Below are 19607 nucleotides of genomic sequence, written 5' to 3'. Positions count from 1 at the left end.
CCTTTAAATTTCCGCAGAATAATTGGTAAAAGCCCCTAATATTATGGCAGGCATTCAATTAATTGTCAATTGATGATTTCTGATTACTACAGTTAAAAAAAATGCTTATATTTAAAATTCTTTAAAAATTGCTTAAAAAATCATGACAATCAAAAGATTATTCGATATTCCACATTATGCTTTGGAGAAATTTCCTAAAGCAGATATGTTTGTGACCAAATATCAGGGTGAATGGAAAAAAACCTCAACGTTAGAATTTATCAATCAGGGAAATAAAATATCCAGGGGGCTTTTGAAGCTGGGTATAAAACCTGGTGACAAGATTGCTCTGATCACCACCAATTCCCGTACGGAATGGGCAGTTATGGATTTTGGACTGTCTCAAATCGGTGTGGTTTCCGTTCCGGTTTATCCGAGTATTTCTGCTGAAGATTATGAGTTCATATTTAATAATGCTGAAATACAGTATTGTTTTGTATCTGATAAAGAATTGCTTAATAAAGTAATGAAGGTGAAACATAATATCCCTTCACTACAGGGAATTTTCACTTTTGATACGATAAGCGGGGCAGCCAACTGGAGAGAAATTCTGGATCTTGGTGAGGACGATTCTACCCAGATTGAGGTGGAGGATCTTTCCAATGCCATCAATTCTGAGGATCTGGCTACCATTATTTACACTTCAGGCACTACAGGAAGACCGAAAGGAGTAATGCTGACCCATCATAATATTGTTTCTAACGTTTTAGGCTCTGTTCCTAGAATTCCTAAGAAAAAAAGCCTGGATTACAAGGATACGAGGGTGCTGAGCTTCCTTCCTATATGCCATATTTTTGAAAGGATGCTTTTTTATCTTTTCCAGTACAATGGTTTTTCGGTTTATTTCGCTGAAAGCATTGATAAAATGGGGGAAAATGTAAAAGAAGTAAAACCGCATTATATGAGTGTGGTACCCAGGCTGGTGGAAAAGGTATATGATAAAATTTACAACACAGGTTCTTCAGCCGGAGGGCTTAAATCAAAGATATTCTTCTGGGCTTTAAATCTGATCAGCAAGAAAAAAGAAATCTCCAAACCTTCAGGATTACAGGGAATTATTGCGGATAAACTGGTATTTTCTAAATGGAGAGAAGGTCTGGGTGGAGAAATCATTACTTTAGTTTCCGGTTCTGCAGCTTTATCGACAAGATTAAACCTGATGTTTCAGAATGCCGGCATTCCTATTTTAGAAGGATATGGCTTAACCGAAACTTCGCCGGTTATTTCTGTAAACAGTTTTGATAAAATGAAGATCGGTACCGTGGGCAGACCATTGGACAACCTTCAGGTAAAAATCCAGGAAGATGGTGAAATTACAGTAAAAGGACCTTCTGTCTTTAAAGGCTATTTTAAAGCTGAAACTATGACAAAAGAAGCTTTTACTGAGGACGGATTTTTCAAAACAGGAGATATAGGACATATCGACAGTGAAGGATTCCTGCAGATCACTGACCGTAAAAAAGAAATGTTTAAAACTTCAGGCGGAAAATACATTGCCCCTCAGACAATTGAAAACCAGGCAAAAGCTTCAAAATTCATTGAACAGATCATGGTAGTAGGAGACGGTGAAAAAATGCCGTGTGCTTTGGTACAGCCTGATTTTGAGTTTGCTAAAAGCTGGGCAATGAGAAATAATCTGAATATAGGCTCTACCCCTGCAGAAATTGCAAAAAGCCCTGAATTAAAGGAAAGAATTGAAAAGGAGATGGAAAATATCAATGAGCATCTCGGAAACTGGGAAAAGATCAAAAAAATCGAACTGACCCCTGAGATATGGGCCATTGATACAGGACTGCTTACTCCTACCTTAAAGCTTAAAAGAAAAGCAATAAAAGAGAAATTCATAGATCTGTATAATAAAATGTACGAGCATCAAGAGTAAAAATACAATAAGCTGTTTCAGAAATGAAGCAGCTTTTTTAATATCCTTATATTGTGACAGGATTAAAGCCTTCCACCTTTTGAATTTCCAGTTATGTATATGTTAAACAAAAAATGTGCTTCATTGCTGAAGCACATTTTTATTATTTTGAATTGTAATTAGAATTTAATTACAGATTTCATTCTTTCGTTTTCTTCCATTACCAATTCGTCATCTACAAGGATTTTTCCAGAATGCTCATCAATAATGATTTTCTTTCTCTGAGCAATTTCCATCTGCTTCTGAGGAGGAATAGTAAAGAACGACCCTTTTGGTGCTCCTCTTTCTAATCCTACAACAGCCAATCCGTTGATAGAGCTCTTTCTGATTCTGTTATACGAAGAAAGTAATCTTTCATCAATTTTACCTGCATACTCTTTAGACTGCTCTATTAAGTATTCTTCTTCTTTCTGAGTTTCAGACACAAGATCATCCAATTCTTCCTTCTTGAATTTCAAATGGTTTTTCAGATCTTTGATTTTCTCGTTAAGTTCGCTTAAAGTTTCATTTTTGTGAGCAATTTTAACTCCGAATTCTTTAATTCTTTTTTCAGCAAGCTGAATTTCAAGATCCTGGAATTCCATTTCTTTTCCTAATGCTTCAAACTCTTTATTGTTTCTTACATTATCCTGCTGAGATTTGTACTTTTCAATTAAAGTTTTTGCATGGTTAATTACTTCATGCTTTGTTTTGATCTGATCTTCCTGATCTTTGATATCTGCATGAAATTTTTCAGCTCTTTTTTCAAGTCCTTCGATCTCAATTTCAAGATCTTCAACTTCAATTGGCAATTCTCCTCTAGTATTTCGGATTTCATCCAATCTTGAATCAATGATCTGCAAATCGTATAAAGCTCTTAATTTTTCTTCAACTGAAATATCGTTGGTTTTTGCCATATTTAAATGAAATAATTTACTGGGTTGGTTTTTTCAATAGATTTTGAAATTGCAAATGTACTAAATTTTTGTGACAAAATTTCAAATAATTGTTGAGTTACAAATTGTTCGGATTCATAATGGCCTATGTCACAGATCAACATTTTGGATTCTGCCTGGAAATAATCATGGTATTTGATATCTCCTGTAAGATAAGCGTCGCATTTTTGCGATAAAGCAGCTTTTATTCCGCTTGCTCCGGACCCACCGAGAACACCTACTCTTCTGATTTTTTTATGGATAAAATTGGAATGTTTAATGACTTCTAGTCCAAATTTTTCTTTTACCATTCTTAAAAAGTCCTGTTCATCCATTTCTTCGGCAAGTTCCCCATACATTCCCAAGCCTGAATGGTGATTTTCATTGTCCAGCTGATATACCTGATAGGCTACTTCTTCATAGGGATGCACAGCCTTCATTGCTGAAATGATCTTTCCTTTTTTATAATCTTCAAAAATAACGGAAATCATATCTTCATCGGCATTTTCACGGATATTCTGCTGTCCGGAAAACGGATTTGAACCTTCAACAGGCCTGAATGTTCCGTTTCCATTAAGAGTAAAGCTGCATTCATCGTAAAAACCTATATTTCCTGCTCCTGCAGTGAATAGCGCTTCTTTCACTTTTTCCGAATGGTCTTTCGGAACAAATACGCTCAGCTGTTTTAAATTATTTTTCTTAGGCTGAAGAATCCTGAGATCTTTTAATCCCAATTGACTGCAGATCTTATGGTTGACCCCAAAGAAATCATTATCAAATGCAGTGTGAATGGCATAAATGGCAATTTTATTTTCAATTGCTTTCAATACAGCTCTTTCCACATAATTTTTCCCGGTCAGAGATTTTAATCCGGAAAAAATAATAGGATGAAAACATACAATCAGATTGCAGTTTTTCTGGATAGCCTCCTCTACAACATTTTCCAAAGCATCGTGGCACACCAGAATTCCGCTGACATTTCGGTCCGGGACACCACACAGCAATCCTACATTGTCAAAATCTTCTGCCTGCTGCAGGGGAATACGGTTTTCTATTTTTGAAATTACTTCGCTTATTGTCATTTTATTCTGTATGTTTGCTACGAAAATAACGATAATTTGTTAATTTTAAAAAATAGTAAAAAATGGAAAGAGAACATAATCTTGTTCCTGAAGACAAACTTTGGAAAAGATTTCTTTACAGGGTTATCTACCGTGCTGATACCAAACTAGGCAAATTATTCGACATCACCTTATTATCCCTTATTCTGATAAGCACTGCCATTATTATGATGGAGAGTGTTCCTCAGCTTGACAAAAGATTTCACTACACCTTTCTGATCCTGGAATGGATTATTTCTATTTTTTTCACAATTGAATACTGGATGCGCATCAGCGTTGTGAAGAATAAAAAAAATTATATTTTCAGCTTTTTCGGAATCATAGATTTTCTTGCACTGGTTCCTTTTTACCTTAGCTTTTTCTTTCCTGTTACCAAGTATTTCTTAATCTTCAGGATGCTGAGGATGCTGAGAATTTTCAGAATCTTCAATCTTCTGGATTTTATGAACGATGGTTACCTTATCGTTCGTGCCTTAAAGAACAGTTCCAGAAAGATCTATATTTTCCTTTTGTTCCTGATTATTTTTTCAGTGATCGTAGGTTCGCTTATGTTTATGGTGGAGGGCGGAAGACCCGGCTTTGAAACGATTCCACAATCTATTTACTGGGCAGTGGTTACGGTAACTACCGTTGGTTATGGAGATGTCTCTCCTATCACTCCGATGGGTAAATTTTTTGCTGTTATTTTAATGCTTGCAGGTTATTCTATTATTGCAGTTCCTACAGGAATTGTAACGGCAGAAATGCGCAACAAAAGACAGAATCTGGAGAAGATCTGCGACCAATGCGGCAATGAAGATATAGATGATGATGCACGGTACTGCAAACAGTGTGGCAAGAAATTAGCTTAGTATTTGGTATTGATATTAATCTGTTAACCAAATACCACAAAAATCATGGAACCACAAAAGAAAAATAAGCCTAACAGCCTGGTCATTATTCTTTTCTCTTTAGTTGTATTAATGATCATTATTTATTTTATACTCGTGATGTTTTTCCCTGCCGTCTTTGAACAAATGAACACAGGAGATATACAACCAGTACCCAATAAGTGACGCTAATATAAAAAAGACGGCAATTGCCGTCTTTTTAGTTTAATATGGTTATTTTATTATTTCTTGATCGCTTTGATCATCTGCCTTGAACCGTCTTTCATATTTAAAGTAATGAAATACAATCCTTGTTTAAGATCCCCTAAATGAAGAGCAGAAGATGGATTTTCAATAGTTTTTAACAATCGTCCGGAAACATCAGATACAGAAACTGACTTTACAAGATCTGCTTTTGAAATATTCAATACATCAGTAAAAGGATTCGGGTATGCTTTAACATCTTCTTTTTCTTTGGAAACCTCGGATGTTGCTAATGTTGCAGTCTCTACTTTAAAATTATCAACAAAGAATTCATAATCTTCAGCATCATTTACAGTACCTTCAGAAGCATAAAATGCAAATACAGTATTGGCTCCCGTATAGGAAGTAAGATCGTAAGAATAAGCTGTAGAAGTATTGGATGGTGCATTAGCCGCATTCCATGTCTGCAGAACAGTCCACGTAGTCCCTCCATCATTTGAAACCAAGAACTGAATCACATCATCAGATCCCATAGCCGAAGCAGTGGTATCTAAAAATGCTGTTACCCCATAATCGAATTTCACTCTGTATCCTCCTGCTGAAAGGTTGAAAGGTACCGTCTTTAGCCACGCTATGGTTTCGTTGTAATAAAGATTTATTTTAGCAGAATTATTATTATTTCCTTCATTCAGGAAGTCTCCATCAGACCATAATTCATCTGTATCAGTAGATCCTGTAGCCGGGTCTCCACCAGAAGCCTGTTCCCAGCAATTTCCGGGGAATGTTGAAAAATCATTGGTATAAGCAGCAGTAGGAACTATTGCGGCACAATCAGTTGTAAATGATGTACTTAAAGACCATGCGCTTTTATCGGAAGTGCTGCATACAGACCTTACCCATACATAATAAGTAGTGGCAGGAGTTAATGCAGACAAAGGCGCAGATAAAACCGAAGCACCTACACTTCCTGATGCTACAGTAGTGCTCGTTGGAACTGTATTCGTTGAGGAATAATAATATTCATACCCTACTCCTACTGTACTTGTAGAAGCTGCCCATGAAATAACAGCTGAGTTGGCAGTTAGGGTACCCGCAGACAAGTTACCTGGTGCCAGACAGCTCGGTGCAGCTCCAATCACTACAGTATAATCATGTGCTTCTCCGTAGCCTAATGTGTTGCATGGTTCCGGTTCATTGTTAAAACGGTCCCCCACTCTCATTCTGTAGGTTCCCGGTGTAACTGTTGCAGGAATAGTTATATTGCTATTGGTAACTGAATTATCATCCGGTCCGGTACTGCTTCCTGTTGCTACCAGTTCCGGTGCCGCATCATCAAAGGTTCCGTTATTGTCAAAATCTATCCAGATACGTACATATTGACTGGAATATTCATGAGTAACAGAAAATGCATAACTGAGACCTGCATTCAGGTTAATTGTTTGGGCTGTATAGTCTCCATATGAGCCCTGGGAGCATCCCGTATCAAGATGACTGAATCCCGCCGATGGAATCGTAAAACTGTCGATCATATCTCCTCCACTACATTCGCTCGGAAATACAGGTGTGCAATAGGTCTGAGCAAAGGCAAATGCACTAATCGTTATTAAATTCACAAGTAAAAGCTTTTTCATGTAATATTTTTTTATGGTTTAAACAAATCTAATAAAAAAAATACATTAAAACTTTATCAAATAGAAAAAGAGACAGTTAAAAAGCCGTCTCTTTGATTATATATTCTCAAGTTTAAATTTCATCAGTAAAAAACTGAAAATGCGCCTCTCTATTCTACCATTGAATAAGGGGCTATGGCATTCATAAAAATAGCAGCCTTTCAGCTGCTATTCTATTGAGTATGATCAATAATACTCTATTTCTTAATTGCTTTGATCGTTTGTTTTGATCCGTCTTTCATGTTTAGAGTAACAAGATACATTCCTTGTTTCAGGTCTCCTAACTGAAGAGCTGAAGAAGGATTATCAATTGTTTTTACTACTCTTCCAGCAAGATCAACAACTGATAATGATTTCACTTTAGAGATATCAGAAATATTCAAGACATCTGCAAAAGGATTTGGATAAGCTTTGATCTCATTTTTAGCACCTGAAACTTCAGATGTTGACAAAGCACTTGCATCATATGCTGAGATCTGGAATTGTCCATCTGTTGCTGTAGAATATCTCCAAACACTAACATATAATGTAGCACCCGGTGTTTGACCTGTCAATGACAATTTAGAGAAATTCCCATTACCTGTATCATCATCACAAGCAATAGAAGTAGTACTTGTACAATCTGCAAATACAGAAATTACTGTATCAGTTAATGCTGTACCTGTATTGGTGTCTGTTTCAAGAGTAATCTTACCTGAAGCCGGAACCACTACTTTGTACCATACATTCCCTCCCACATTTGTTGGCGTTGTAAGGCAGCTAGCCGTTAATGCAGGCGTATTTGTAGAACTAACAGTAGTTCCTACTATAGCATTCTGAGCAAATGTAGTTCCTACTATTAAATCTACTGCAGATGAACAATTATCATTTGCAGGTGGCGGTGGTGGAGTATTTAAACAGATATTAAAGCTATTATTATATCCAGCACCATTGCTGTTATAAACTCTTACATAGTAAGTTTGCCCAACTGTTAATCCAGATACTGTTGTAGTATTTGTTGTTCCACACTTAATGCTCGTTAAAGATCCACAAGAACCACTAAATATTTGAGTATATAAGCTTGTAGATGAAGCAGTTCCTGTTGAAACCACATTAGAAAGAGAAACTGTATGAGCAGCAGATCCTGCTACAAAAGAATACCAAACATCATCATCCGGTGTTCCTGAACAAGTACCTACAGGTACATTTGAATTGGTAGCACCTAAAGTATTTCCTACAGTTGTTGCAGTACAAGTAGTATCAGGGTTTACTGTTAAAGTAACAGCTGTTGCACAGTCATCATTTGCAGGTACCAGAGCAAAGGAAACTGGTCCTACCCAAGCACTTTGATCATTTGCGGAACAACGGGATCTTATCCAAACATAATATGTACTAGCTGTAACAGCATCATTAATTACATAACTTGTTCCTGTAATAGATGTCATATTTGGTGTAGATGCAGCTGTAGGAGCTGTATTTGTAGTACTATAGTAAATGTCATATCCGTTTCCTGGTGCAGTAGCTGGTGCAGTCCAACCTATCGTAGCTGTTGTAGTTGTAGTTGTCGTAACAACAGGAGTGATAGGAACTAAACATGTAGGAGCCTCTTTTATTTCTACATCATCTAACAATAAGTTATCATAGAAGTATCCGTTACCGGCTACATCTTTATCAACAACGAATCTCACCTGTATAGTAGCTCCGTTATAGGCAGCAGGTAATACAGCACCTTCTGTTCTCCATAAAGTACTGTTGGTAGATGAAGTAAAGATAGTTTCCCATGTTGAACCTGTTACATTTTTAACCTGCACAGTAAGCTTGTTATTATCATAAGCTGGCTGGGTCCCTCCTGCAGAAGCTGCATGATTTTTAAACCATTTAAACTGAACATAAGGTACTGTAAGTCCCGCCAAGTTAATTTGAGGAGATGTTAAAGTAACGTCATGAATTCCAGTGTAAGGAGAAGATGCATCTACAAAAGCAACTGTTCCCGAAGCTCCATTACCTGTAGTACCATAATCCTGAGTACCGGTAAATTGCCATAAAGCGTAACTTGTATTATTGGTACTGGAATTGGACCAGCAGCTAGGTAAAGTCCCTGAATTGAATGACTCTAAGAAAGGAGCTGATAAAGCAGCACAAACAGTTGTAAAATTTCTTTCAGAACATGAAGCTGATGCTGTAGTTCCATCATAAGAATTAACACTGTAATAGTATTTAGTATTGTTTAATAAAGGAGAACTGAACGTATAAGAAGTTACGTTTCCTAGATCTGCATTATTTACAATATCAGTTCCACCGGCAGTGGTCCCTACTCTCAGTTTATATCCTGTAGCTCCTGTTACAGCAGCCCAGGTAATAGTCGGAGTAAGAGATACCCCTGTAGCAGCTGAAGCTGGTGCTGAAACTGTAGGACAAGGGATATTTAACGTTGTGAAAGATCTTTCACTGCATCCTGCAGATGGAATTGCTCCATTATATGCATTTACAGTATAAAAATATTGTTTATTATAACTCAGTAGTGTTGCAGGAGTATAGGTAAGAACATTTCCTAGGTCTGCATTATTCAGTACATCCGTTCCTCCCGCAGTAGTTCCGATAGATAATCTATATCCTGTAGCATTGCTAATTGCTCCCCATGTAATAGCCGGAGTAACAGAAACTCCTGTTGCTGCTGCTGCCGGAGCAGATACACTAGGACATCCTGGAATCGGATTGGGCGTAAGGCCTAAAAGAGTAACATTAGAAAGTGTAGCAGCACGTGATCCCGCAGCAACTGGAGCTGCTGGGTTGAAATCTGTTGTATCATTTCTATAGTACATACTGCTATTGGTTGTACCGGAAGCAGATACGTAGAAATAATCTGAAGAAGTGTTAAAATTCGGAGTATTCTCGTGAACTGCTATAACAAGATTATCTATATTATTATATGTAAATGGAGTTGTAAAAGTAACTTCCACTACTCCTGCATTATTGGTAATAGTACCTGAAAACACCTGAGTCATTGCTGATGTAGCAATCCAGTTTGAAGCTGCAGTACCAGCAAAAGCAGTAAGAGTAGTATGTCCTACAAACACTTCCCACTGATTTGATTTATCAAGATTAGCAGTAGCAGGTAAATAAAATTTCAGACCAGTAATAGAGCCAGGAGCATCCGCATTAATTTTTGTTTTGGATATAATTTGTTGAGTATAATTATATCCCCAATTTGATGCTATAGGATATGTTCCCGTAGTTGTCCCACTGCCCAAAGTAATTTGGGCATTCACAATAGTGGCTATCAGAAAAAATAGGCACGTTAGTAAAAGTTTTTTCATACGTAGTAAAAATAAAATTAGGGGGTAAAAGTAATCAAATATTTCATCTAATATCAAAAATTATCATAAAAAATTAAAGACAAAATCATAAACAAAACACATCATTACCTAAAATAAAATATATATTTAGTTTTAATATTAAATCATCAAATAAAGATAAAAATTTAAAAATCTGATTTTCAATTTATTATATTAAAATTAAAATCACTAAAAAGTGGAGTAATTATTTATTTAACATAAAAAATAATTTTATTTTTCACCAATTAACGACTTAATTCTAAATAAAAAAAGCGGCAAAAAATGCCGCTTTTTATTTTATATTTCACTTTTCTTAATTCAAATAGAATTCATATTTATTAAGAAGCTGAATTTCCTTAATCAGATCTCCGTTCAGATCTACAGAATGTTTCATAGACTGAACTTCAATCTGGGAATCATCTTCAATATTTTTTATAAAGAATTTAAGTTTCTGATTTCCTTTATTCCGGTCAAGAACTTTTCTAAAAAAGTCAAGATCCTCAGGGCGGACATCCATAACATCCATAACGAGGGAAATGCTTTTTGCAAATCTTTCAAAAGCTTCCTGAAGCTCGATAACATCATTGACGTTAACAAAAACCCTTCCGTCCTTGACCTGTGCAAATTTTATTTTGAAAATCACAAATCTCTGAACTTCTAATTTCTCCTTCAGACGCATATAATCCCTGTCTCCCAGCCTGAAAGAATAGGATCCCGAATAATCTTCCAAGGTAACAAAAGCCACTTTTTCTCCACTTCTGAATCCATCCTGTACTCTATACTCAGTGATTAGCCCTGCTACGGTATACTCTTTTCCGCCACCACCGTTCTCTCTTTCTTTCTGAAGCGTTTTCCAGTCTTTCTTTTTTTCCTCGAAAAGCTCTTCCTGTTTATTGGAAAAAGCCTGTTCTTTGTAAGCATCCACCTCATCAAGGTTTAAAAACAGGAAATTACCTTTCGGTTCAGCTTTCTTCACCACTTCCTCTATAACTTCCTCTTCTCCTATTGACAGATCATCAGAAACAATCTCAATAAGGTCTACCGTTTCATCCTGGGAATCTTTCTCTAAAATCGGAATTTCATCCGGAATCACTTTTTCATCGTCTTTTTCAAGCACAGTCTTTTTAGAAAGTCTGCCCTGCATAAACTGGAACTGGTATTTAAATTCATCCAGCGGATGAGCGGACAGGTAGAATCCTATGATTTCTTTTTCTTTGTTAAGTTTATGCATATTAGGCCATTCCGGGCATGGCAGCAGTTTAGGCTGCTCAATCTGTACTTCATCAGCAAAATCAGCAAAAAGAGAATGTTCCATTTCATTTTTACTTTCCTGGAAACTCTGTCCGTATCTGATCAATCTTTCCAGGTTCGTTTTTCCAGCCATATCAATATCAAAATACTGACCCCTGTGATAGGAACCGAGCTCATCAAAAGCTCCGGCAAGCACTAAACTTTCCGCTACTCTTTTATTCATTTGGGAAGGAGGAATTCTTTCAAAGAAATCATAGATATTTTTGAATCTTCCATTAGCCCTTTCCCTTGTAATCGCCTCACTTGGCCCTTCTCCTATTCCTTTGATTGCTCCAAGACCAAAACGGATCTGTCCTTTTTCGTTTACAGAGAATTTATACTGGGATTCATTTACGTCGGGTCCTAAAACATCTACTCCAATACTTTTACAGTCCTCCATAAACATGGTGATAGAGTCCGTATTGTTAATGTTATTACTCATCACACTCGCCATATATTCAGCCGGGTAATTGGCTTTCAGATAAGCGGTATGGTAGGCAATCAATGCATAACAGGTTGAGTGGGATTTGTTGAAGGCATATTCAGCAAAAGCCTTCCAGTCATTCCAAATTTTATTTAAACGATCTTCATCAAGGTTGTTTTTCTTTCCTCCTTCAATGAATTTCGGATACATTTTATTCAGAACATCAATCTGCTTTTTACCCATCGCTTTTCTCAGCGTATCGGCTTCACCTTTGGTAAAGTTGGCCAACTTTTGGGACAAAAGCATTACCTGCTCCTGGTATACGGTAATTCCGTAGGTTTCTTTTAAATATTCTTCGGTTTCCGGTAAGTCATAAACAATTTCTTCAATTCCGTGTTTTCTGTTGATAAAGTTCGGGATATATTTGATTGGACCGGGACGATAAAGGGCATTCATGGCAATAAGATCGGCAAAAACGGTAGGCTTAAGCTCTCTCATGTATTTCTGCATCCCCGGACTTTCATACTGGAAAATCCCAATCGTCCTTCCTTCTTTAAATAACTGATATGTTTTAGTATCATCAAGCGGAATTTCGTCCGGATCAAGATCTATATTATGCCTTTGCTTAACCAGCTTCATGGCATCTTTAATGATCGTCAGGGTACGGAGTCCCAGGAAGTCCATTTTCAAGAGTCCTGCACTTTCCGCTACTGAGTTGTCAAACTGGGAAACTAAAATATCTGCATCTTTCGCTGCAATTGTTATCGGAACAAGATTACTTACATCCTCGGGAGTAATAATCACCCCACAGGCATGAATCCCTGTATTCCTGATACATCCTTCCATTTTCTTGGCACTTGCCAGTACATCAAAACGGGGATCATCAGGGTTATCCAGCACCATTCTCATTTCATCCACCAGCATCTGCTCTTCGGGCTTCAGTTTATCATATTTAGCTAAAGCTTTAGCAATATTCATTCCGGGGCTGGCAGGAATCAGTTTGGCGATATTATTGGTATCGGGTATCGGGAGATCCAATACCCTTCCGGCGTCTTTAATGGCAGATTTCCCACCTAAAACCGAATAGGTAATGATCTGTGCTACCTGGCTCTGTCCGTATTTTTCAATTACCCACTTAATAACCCTGTCACGTCCTTCATCATCAAAGTCAATATCAATATCAGGCATCGAAACCCTTTCCGGATTCAGGAATCTCTCAAAAAGGAGATCGTACTTGATGGGGTCAACGTTAGTAATTCCAATACAATAGGCTACTGCAGAACCAGCTGCAGAACCTCTTCCGGGACCGACCCAAACCCCCATGCTCCGGGCTTCGTTACAGAAATCCTGTACGATAAGAAAGTATCCGGGATATCCGGTATTGGCAATTACGTCAAGTTCAAAGTCAAGACGTTCTGTAATTTCTTCTGTAATTTCTGTATATCTTTTTCTCGCACCTTCATAGGTTAGGTGAGTAAGATACGCCATCTCTCCTCTTTTTCCGCCATCCACTACATCTTCCGCATGGATAAACTCTTCCGGAATATCAAATTTAGGAAGGAGAACGTCCCTTTTTAAGGTATAAGGACTGAATTTTGCGAGAAATTCGTCATAAGCCTCAAAAGCATCCGGGTAAGCCAGAAATGCTTCCTTGATCTCATCACTGTTTTTAATATAATATTCTCCTGTGGTAAGTCCTCTACGTTTTCCGAAGCCTTTTCCTACAGGTGTGGTTAATTTTTCACCGTCCTTGATACAGCTTACAATATCCTGGATATTTGCATCATCTTTATGGGTATAGAATGTTTCGTTCTGTGCCAGTATTTTAGTATTATACTTATCTGCGAGGTACAATAAAACTTCATTTAAATGCTCTTCTTCAGGCAGTTTATGATTCTGAAGCTGTACATAGAAATCATCTCCGAAAGTATCTTTCCACCATTTGAAGAGTTCCTCCCCTTTTTGTTCTCCGGTATTAAGAATGGCATCAGGGATATCCCCTAAAATCCCGGATGTCAAAGCAATTAAACCTTCTTTATATTCAGCGATCAGCTCTCTGCTAATCCTCGGAACTCCAAAATAAAATCCTTTTAAAAATCCTATACTCGAAAGTTTTGCCAGGTTTTTATACCCGTTAAAATCCTTTGCCAAAAGAACAACCTGGGTTCTTCTGTCCGGGTCATCTTTTGTAAACTGCTTCTGCTCATACCTGTCTGAGATATAAAATTCACAACCCACGACAGGAATAAGCGGAGCTGAGACAGGTTCCTGCTCGGTAAATTCTGTTCCATTTTCTTCAGCTTCCTGTTTTTTGGCAAGAAACTCTTTATGCTTTTTAGAGCGGTCCGAATTGGCAGATTCTACTGCTGAAACAAATTTAAAAGCTCCCATCATATTTCCGATATCTACCATTCCCACAGCGGGAAAGTTTTCATCAGAAGCTTTTTTGATCAGGTCATTGATGCTTGAAGTAGCCATCAATGTAGAGAAAACACTGTGACTGTTAAAATTGAAATATTTTCCGAGATCAATTTCATCTATACTTCCAAAATCAGATTGCTTTTTCTTATTATTAAATTCTGCAACCTGTCTTCTGATAACAATATTAAACGGCTTTATCGGGTCCGGATAAAGGGTTTTAAAGTAACTCAGCTGATCTTCAGAGATCTTCAGTACTTCAGCAGGGATTACTCCTATTCTCATCATTTCAAAGAATACCCGGGCAGTCGCATTCACGTCGGCAGCAGCGTTGTGCGCTTCGTCAAATTTGTGACCGTACAGCTTTTCGTACAACTCTTCCAGTTTCGGAGATTTATATCTTCCTCCTCTTCCACCGCCAAGCTTACAGTAATCTGTTCCCAAAACCATCGTATCAGCTTTAGGTTTATCCTGAAGATTGTCTTTTAAATTTTTCCTGTAAAATTCTGCTCCTACAATATTATAATCGAATTCTACATTATGTCCGGACACTATTCTTACTCGGTCCAGCACTTTAGAAAACTCTTCCAAAATCTCTTGCAGGTCCCGGCCTTCTTCTTGAGCAATTTTAGTAGTAATTCCGTGAATCCTTGCGGCGTTGAAGGGAATATCATACCCTTCAGGTTTTATTATATAATCCTGATTTTCAATTAATCTACCATCATCATCATGAACCTGCCATGCAATCTGAACCATTCTTGGCCAGTTGTCGGAATCTGAAAGCGGTGCATTGAAATTTTTAGGTAATCCGGTTGTTTCTGTGTCAAAAATTAAATACATATAAGTTTCTAACTTTTTTAAAAAAGAGAATGTAAAGTTACTTCAATTTTTCTAATAATGAACATCATGATTTCGGTTCAAAAGAGTATCAGAAATTTCTTTTTTTAAATCTCAATTTTAAAATTCACAAAATACAAAACATATAAAAAGAAATAAAAATTTACCAAAAATCAATATAAATCTATTAAAATCCACCTAAACAATAAAATTATACAGACTAAAAATAAGACGATTAAAGATTTTAGTATATATTTGCTAATCTAAAAATTTTAATATTTACTGAACCATTATGAAGAAACATTTACTTTTGGTCAGCACTTTGGCAATTACATTAATAAGTGCGCAAAACAATGAAGGATTAAAAAGAGAGTTTGAAAAACAAAACAAAGAGAATTCTGCAAAGTTTGACTCTTATGTTTCAAAACATTACGGAGCAGACAAATCTTCGGAGACTTTAAAAGAAATTGAAGAACTAAGAAGTAATTTAGCTGGATTTACTCCAAATGGTAAGCCTTTCTTTTATCAAAAAGAAGATAGCAGACAGGTTGCGAATGCCAATGCTGATAATCTTAATACAGCAGGCGGTGTAGTAGGATTAACCAACGCCTATAATGGTGAAGGCATTAAGTATACAATTTTTGATGGAGGCAGAGTATATGCAGCTCATCTTGCTTTCGATAATATGGCAGGAAGAATTACCAATAAAGAAGCTACAACACAAATTTACAGTGCACACGCAACAGGTGTAGCCAGTTTTATTGGTGGTAAAAGTATAAACGTAAGTGGTGGTGGCCTTAGTGGAAACACAAAAGGAATTGCTATCAATTCTACAATGGATTCTTACAGATTTGCAACTACTACATTACCTGGCAATTCTACAACAAGTACTGTATTTCAAAAAATACTTGTTGCCCAGCCTAATCTGTCTAATCACTCATATGGAACCAATCAAGGTTGGGATGTTAAAACTGTAAATGGTGCAAATGCATGGGTTTGGCCAGGTGTTTTTGAAAGCCCTTCTACTTCTATGGATTTACAGGGAACTTATTTCAGTCAAGATCAAAACTATGATCAGATTGTATATAACAATCCTTCTTATATTATTGTAAAATCTTCCGGTAATTATTTTGGTTACGGACCTGATTATCCAGGAACATCTGCTTTTCCTAAATATTATACCGATGATAATGGTGCACAAGTTCAGTTTGCTGCAACAGATACACTTCCTACAACAAACTGTAGCAATGGAGCTGATTGTATCGGACCTGGATCTTTAGCCAAAAACATTATCGTTGTTGGAGCTACGGATGTAATTTCTACCAATAACTTTAAATATACTACTGCTTCTGATGTTGTTCATTCTGACTACAGCAGTGCAGGACCGAGAGATGACGGAGGAATTAAACCGGATATTTCAACTACAGGTACTGATGTATTCTCTGCAGCGACAGCAGAAGATACTGTTGGCAGTACAACATATAGCTACGGAAGCGGAACTTCTTATTCTGCACCAGTAGTGACCGGAGTTATCGGGCTATGGACACAAGTAAATAAAGAACTTTTCTCAAATCAGTTATTAAATGCAGCAAGTGCAAAAACCTTAATGATTCATTCAGCTTCTGAAGCGGGGAATGTAGGTCCAGATCCATGGTTTGGATGGGGATACATCAATGCTAAAAAAGGTGCTGAATTATTAGTGGGAAAAGCTAACAATACTGTTATCTTTAATAACGAAACATTAACCAGCGGTACTCCAAACACAAAGAATGTTGTAGCATCTGGTACTGAGCCGTTGAAAGTTACAATTTCATGGATTGATCCTGAATACGTTATTCCTGCCAACCTAACGTGGGCTGATGCGTATAACAACAGAGCATCAAGATTGGTAAATGATTTAGATTTAAGAATTATAGATACAACAAACAATACGATTTATTATCCTTGGAAGCTGAATGCTATTTCTCCAATGACTCCTGCAACCAAGGCGGATAATACAGTAGATAATGTAGAACAAGTGGTAATAGATAACCCGGTTGCTGGTAGAACTTACCGAATTGAGATTACTAACAAAGGAACCTTAAAAAACAATGCTGGCGCCAATGCCCCACAAAACTATTCTATTATAGCTACAGGCCAGACACCAGCTGTTTTAGGAACAGGTGAAGCTAACGCATTAAGCGGTCTCGCAATAGCTCCAACCATTACAAAAGATATTGTAAACATATTGAAAGCTCCCAAAAAGTCAACTTTCGTAATTTATGATCTTTCTGGAAAAAAATTACAGAATGGAGTAATCAACACTGAGAAAGAATCTGTAGATCTATCTACATACACCAAAGGTATTTACATCATTGAAGTAAGAACAGACAAAGATGTTATTTCTAAAAAAGTAATCAAGGAATAATCCTTAAAATACATAGATTTCACACAAAATACTAACGCTTGTTAGTATTTTGTTTTTTTGTGTATATTTGCTTCCTATGGAAAATACACTTCACGAAAAAGTTTCTCAGGATATTTTGCTTAAAGCGTACAATCATATGATGCTGGCCAAAGCTATGGCAGATATCTACGAAGAAAACAGAAATATCTGTAAATATGTTCATAGTACATCAAGAGGCCATGAAGCCATTCAACTGGCAACAGCTTATCAGTTAAAAAAAGAAGACTGGGTATCTCCTTATTACCGTGATGAAAGTATTCTTCTAGGAATCGGTTTTGAACCATACCAACTGATGCTACAACTTCTCGCAAAAGCCGAAGATCCTTTTTCAGGAGGAAGATCATATTACTCACATCCATCGAGCAGAGACGAGAACAAGCCTAAGATTATTCACCAGAGCTCAGCTACAGGGATGCAGACCATTCCTACCACAGGTGTTGCGCAGGGGATAAAATATATTCAGGATTTTAATTTACAGAATTTCGAAAACAACCCGGTTGTAGTGTGCAGTCTGGGAGATAATTCTGTAACAGAAGGTGAAGTAAGTGAAGCTTTGCAGTTTGCTGCCCTTCACCAGCTTCCCATTATATTCCTTGTACAGGATAATGAATGGGGAATCTCCGTAACTAAGGAAGAAGCAAGAACATGTGATGCCTATGATTTCGTAGCTGGTTTCACAGGCCTTAGCAGAATGCGTGTAGACGGAACAGATTTTGTGGAAAGCTTCGAAGCTATGAAGAAGGCTGTAGATTTTGTAAGAACTGAAAGAAAACCTTTAGTAGTTTGCGCTAAAACAGTTCTTATCGGTCACCATACTTCCGGAGTACGAAGAGAATTTTACAGAGACGAGGAAGATCTAACCAAACACAGAGCTAAAGACCCGGGTGAAATCCTTAGAAAGCAGCTTCTTGAATCAGGAGTTGATGAAGATCTTTTAAAGCAGATCACTAAAAAAGCCCGCCTGGAAGCTGAGGAAGCTTTTGAAAGAGCTAAAAATGCAGAAGATCCAAAACCGGAAACAGTAATGCAGCACGTTTTTGCTCCCACTCCAATTACTGAGGAAACAGGAACCCGTGAGCCAGAAGGTGGTGAGAAAATTGTTATGGTAGATGCTGCCATCCATGCTGTTCAGGAACTGATGTGGAAACATCCCGAAGCCCTTCTTTACGGACAGGATGTAGGAGAAAGAATTGGAGGCGTTTTCAGAGAAACGGTTACTTTAGGAAAAAAATTCGGAAGCAAAAGAGTATTTAATACAGCTATTCAGGAGGCATACATCATTGGATCAACCGCAGGAATGAGTGCGGTAGGATTAAAGCCTATTGTAGAAGTTCAGTTTGCAGATTATATTTATCCGGGCATCAATCAGCTGATCACTGAGATTTCAAAATCAAGTTATTTAAGCCAGGGAAAGTTTCCTGTAAGTAATATCATCCGTGTACCAATCGGTGCATATGGCGGTGGCGGTCCTTACCACAGCGGAAGCGTTGAAAGTATCTTAGCCAATATTAAAGGAATTAAAATCGCTTATCCAAGCAACGCAGCCGATTTCAAAGGTTTATTAAAAGCAGCTTATTATGATCCCAACCCTGTGATCATGCTGGAGCACAAAGGCTTATACTGGAGTAAAGTTCCGGGAACTGAAGACGCTAAAACCATTGAACCTGCAGAAGACTATATCCTTCCTTTCGGAAAAGGTAAAATAATCATTGAAGCAGACCAGAATGAAACTGAAAAAGGCAGAACTTTATTGGTCGTAACCTATGGAATGGGTGTTTACTGGGCAAAAGAAGCGGTGAAGAATTTTAACGGAAGAGTTGAAGTCATCGACCTGAGAACAATAATCCCTCTGGATGAAGAGCTTGTTTTTGAAAGAGTAAAAGCACACGGGAAATGTATTGTTCTGACAGAAGAACAGCTGAACAACTCATTTGCCGAAGCATTTGCACACCGAATCTCGAAAAACTGCTTCAAGTATCTGGATGCTCCTGTAGAAACCATGGGATCTCTTGATGTGCCAGCTGTTCCAATCAACCTGGTTCTGGAAAAAGAAATGCTTCCAAATGCAGAAAAGCTTAGCAAAAAAATCGAAGAAATGCTGAAATATTAATCAGCAGTATTAAATATATAAAACCTCTAA

General features: G+C 37.4%; 9 protein-coding genes. 4 read left to right on the top strand and 5 right to left on the bottom strand.

Translation table 11 applies throughout. The features are described 5' to 3' along the window. Positions 1-142: 142 nt before the first annotated feature. Entirely contained in the window at positions 143-1921 is a 1779-nt protein-coding gene (locus LC418_RS07905) for an AMP-dependent synthetase/ligase (protein WP_111960941.1), read from the top strand. Positions 1922-2079: 158 nt separating this feature from the next. On the opposite strand, the gene LC418_RS07900 is transcribed toward LC418_RS07905, so the two are convergent. Beyond that, positions 2080-2856 (bottom strand): zinc ribbon domain-containing protein, encoded by a 777-nt coding sequence (locus tag LC418_RS07900; protein ID WP_111960940.1) that lies wholly within the window; start codon positions 2854-2856, stop codon positions 2080-2082. A 2-nt stretch (positions 2857-2858) separates the two neighbouring features. Further along, a complete protein-coding gene (locus tag LC418_RS07895; protein WP_223558678.1) occupies positions 2859-3956 on the bottom strand; it encodes a Nif3-like dinuclear metal center hexameric protein in 1098 nt (365 codons plus the stop codon). 62 nt (positions 3957-4018) lie between these two features. Between LC418_RS07895 and LC418_RS07890 the strand changes: the two genes are divergently transcribed. Beyond that, the gene (locus LC418_RS07890) at positions 4019-4846 is read left to right on the top strand and encodes an ion transporter (protein WP_111960938.1); all 828 of its coding nucleotides are present in this window, start codon (positions 4019-4021) and stop codon (positions 4844-4846) included. A gap of 260 nt (positions 4847-5106) precedes the next feature. On the opposite strand, the gene LC418_RS07885 is transcribed toward LC418_RS07890, so the two are convergent. From LC418_RS07885 to dnaE, 3 genes are all read right to left on the bottom strand, one after another. Then, positions 5107-6699, bottom strand: coding sequence for a GEVED domain-containing protein (locus LC418_RS07885; RefSeq protein ID WP_223558677.1), 1593 nt, complete (start codon positions 6697-6699; stop codon positions 5107-5109). 236 nt (positions 6700-6935) lie between these two features. Further along, positions 6936-10034 carry a T9SS type A sorting domain-containing protein gene (locus LC418_RS07880; RefSeq protein WP_223558676.1) on the bottom strand — a complete coding sequence of 1033 codons (3099 nt, stop codon included), beginning with the start codon at positions 10032-10034 and terminating at the stop codon, positions 6936-6938. 331 nt (positions 10035-10365) lie between these two features. Then, positions 10366-15024, bottom strand: a complete 4659-nt coding sequence (gene dnaE / locus LC418_RS07875) for a DNA polymerase III subunit alpha (protein ID WP_223558675.1) — start codon at positions 15022-15024, stop codon at positions 10366-10368. Between the two features lie 289 nt (positions 15025-15313). On the opposite strand from dnaE, the gene LC418_RS07870 reads away from it, so the two are divergent. Continuing rightward, positions 15314-17428: a S8 family peptidase gene (locus LC418_RS07870; protein ID WP_223558674.1), complete on the top strand. Its 2115-nt coding sequence runs from the start codon at positions 15314-15316 to the stop codon at positions 17426-17428. A gap of 76 nt (positions 17429-17504) precedes the next feature. Next, complete coding sequence (locus LC418_RS07865) at positions 17505-19577, top strand: alpha-ketoacid dehydrogenase subunit alpha/beta (protein WP_223558673.1); 2073 nt, start codon at positions 17505-17507, stop codon at positions 19575-19577. The last annotated feature ends 30 nt before the right edge of the window (positions 19578-19607 follow it).

The sequence above is a fragment of the Chryseobacterium lathyri genome, assembly GCF_019970085.1.
GTDB classification, from domain to species: Bacteria; Bacteroidota; Bacteroidia; order Flavobacteriales; family Weeksellaceae; genus Chryseobacterium; species Chryseobacterium lathyri.
The sequence above is the reverse complement of the archived record's forward strand: the minus strand, read 5'-3'. Positions and strand labels throughout refer to the sequence as shown.

What these genes read in the sequence shown, in the direction of transcription:
- LC418_RS07905 (WP_111960941.1), top strand. Translation starts at nt 143, where the DNA reads ATGACAATCAAAAGATTATTCGATATTCCACATTATGCTTTGGAGAAA.
- LC418_RS07900 (WP_111960940.1), bottom strand. Translation starts at nt 2,856, where the DNA reads ATGGCAAAAACCAACGATATTTCAGTTGAAGAAAAATTAAGAGCTTTA.
- LC418_RS07895 (WP_223558678.1), bottom strand. Translation starts at nt 3,956, where the DNA reads ATGACAATAAGCGAAGTAATTTCAAAAATAGAAAACCGTATTCCCCTG.
- LC418_RS07890 (WP_111960938.1), top strand. Translation starts at nt 4,019, where the DNA reads ATGGAAAGAGAACATAATCTTGTTCCTGAAGACAAACTTTGGAAAAGA.
- LC418_RS07885 (WP_223558677.1), bottom strand. Translation starts at nt 6,699, where the DNA reads ATGAAAAAGCTTTTACTTGTGAATTTAATAACGATTAGTGCATTTGCC.
- LC418_RS07880 (WP_223558676.1), bottom strand. Translation starts at nt 10,034, where the DNA reads ATGAAAAAACTTTTACTAACGTGCCTATTTTTTCTGATAGCCACTATT.
- dnaE (WP_223558675.1), bottom strand. Translation starts at nt 15,024, where the DNA reads ATGTATTTAATTTTTGACACAGAAACAACCGGATTACCTAAAAATTTC.
- LC418_RS07870 (WP_223558674.1), top strand. Translation starts at nt 15,314, where the DNA reads ATGAAGAAACATTTACTTTTGGTCAGCACTTTGGCAATTACATTAATA.
- LC418_RS07865 (WP_223558673.1), top strand. Translation starts at nt 17,505, where the DNA reads ATGGAAAATACACTTCACGAAAAAGTTTCTCAGGATATTTTGCTTAAA.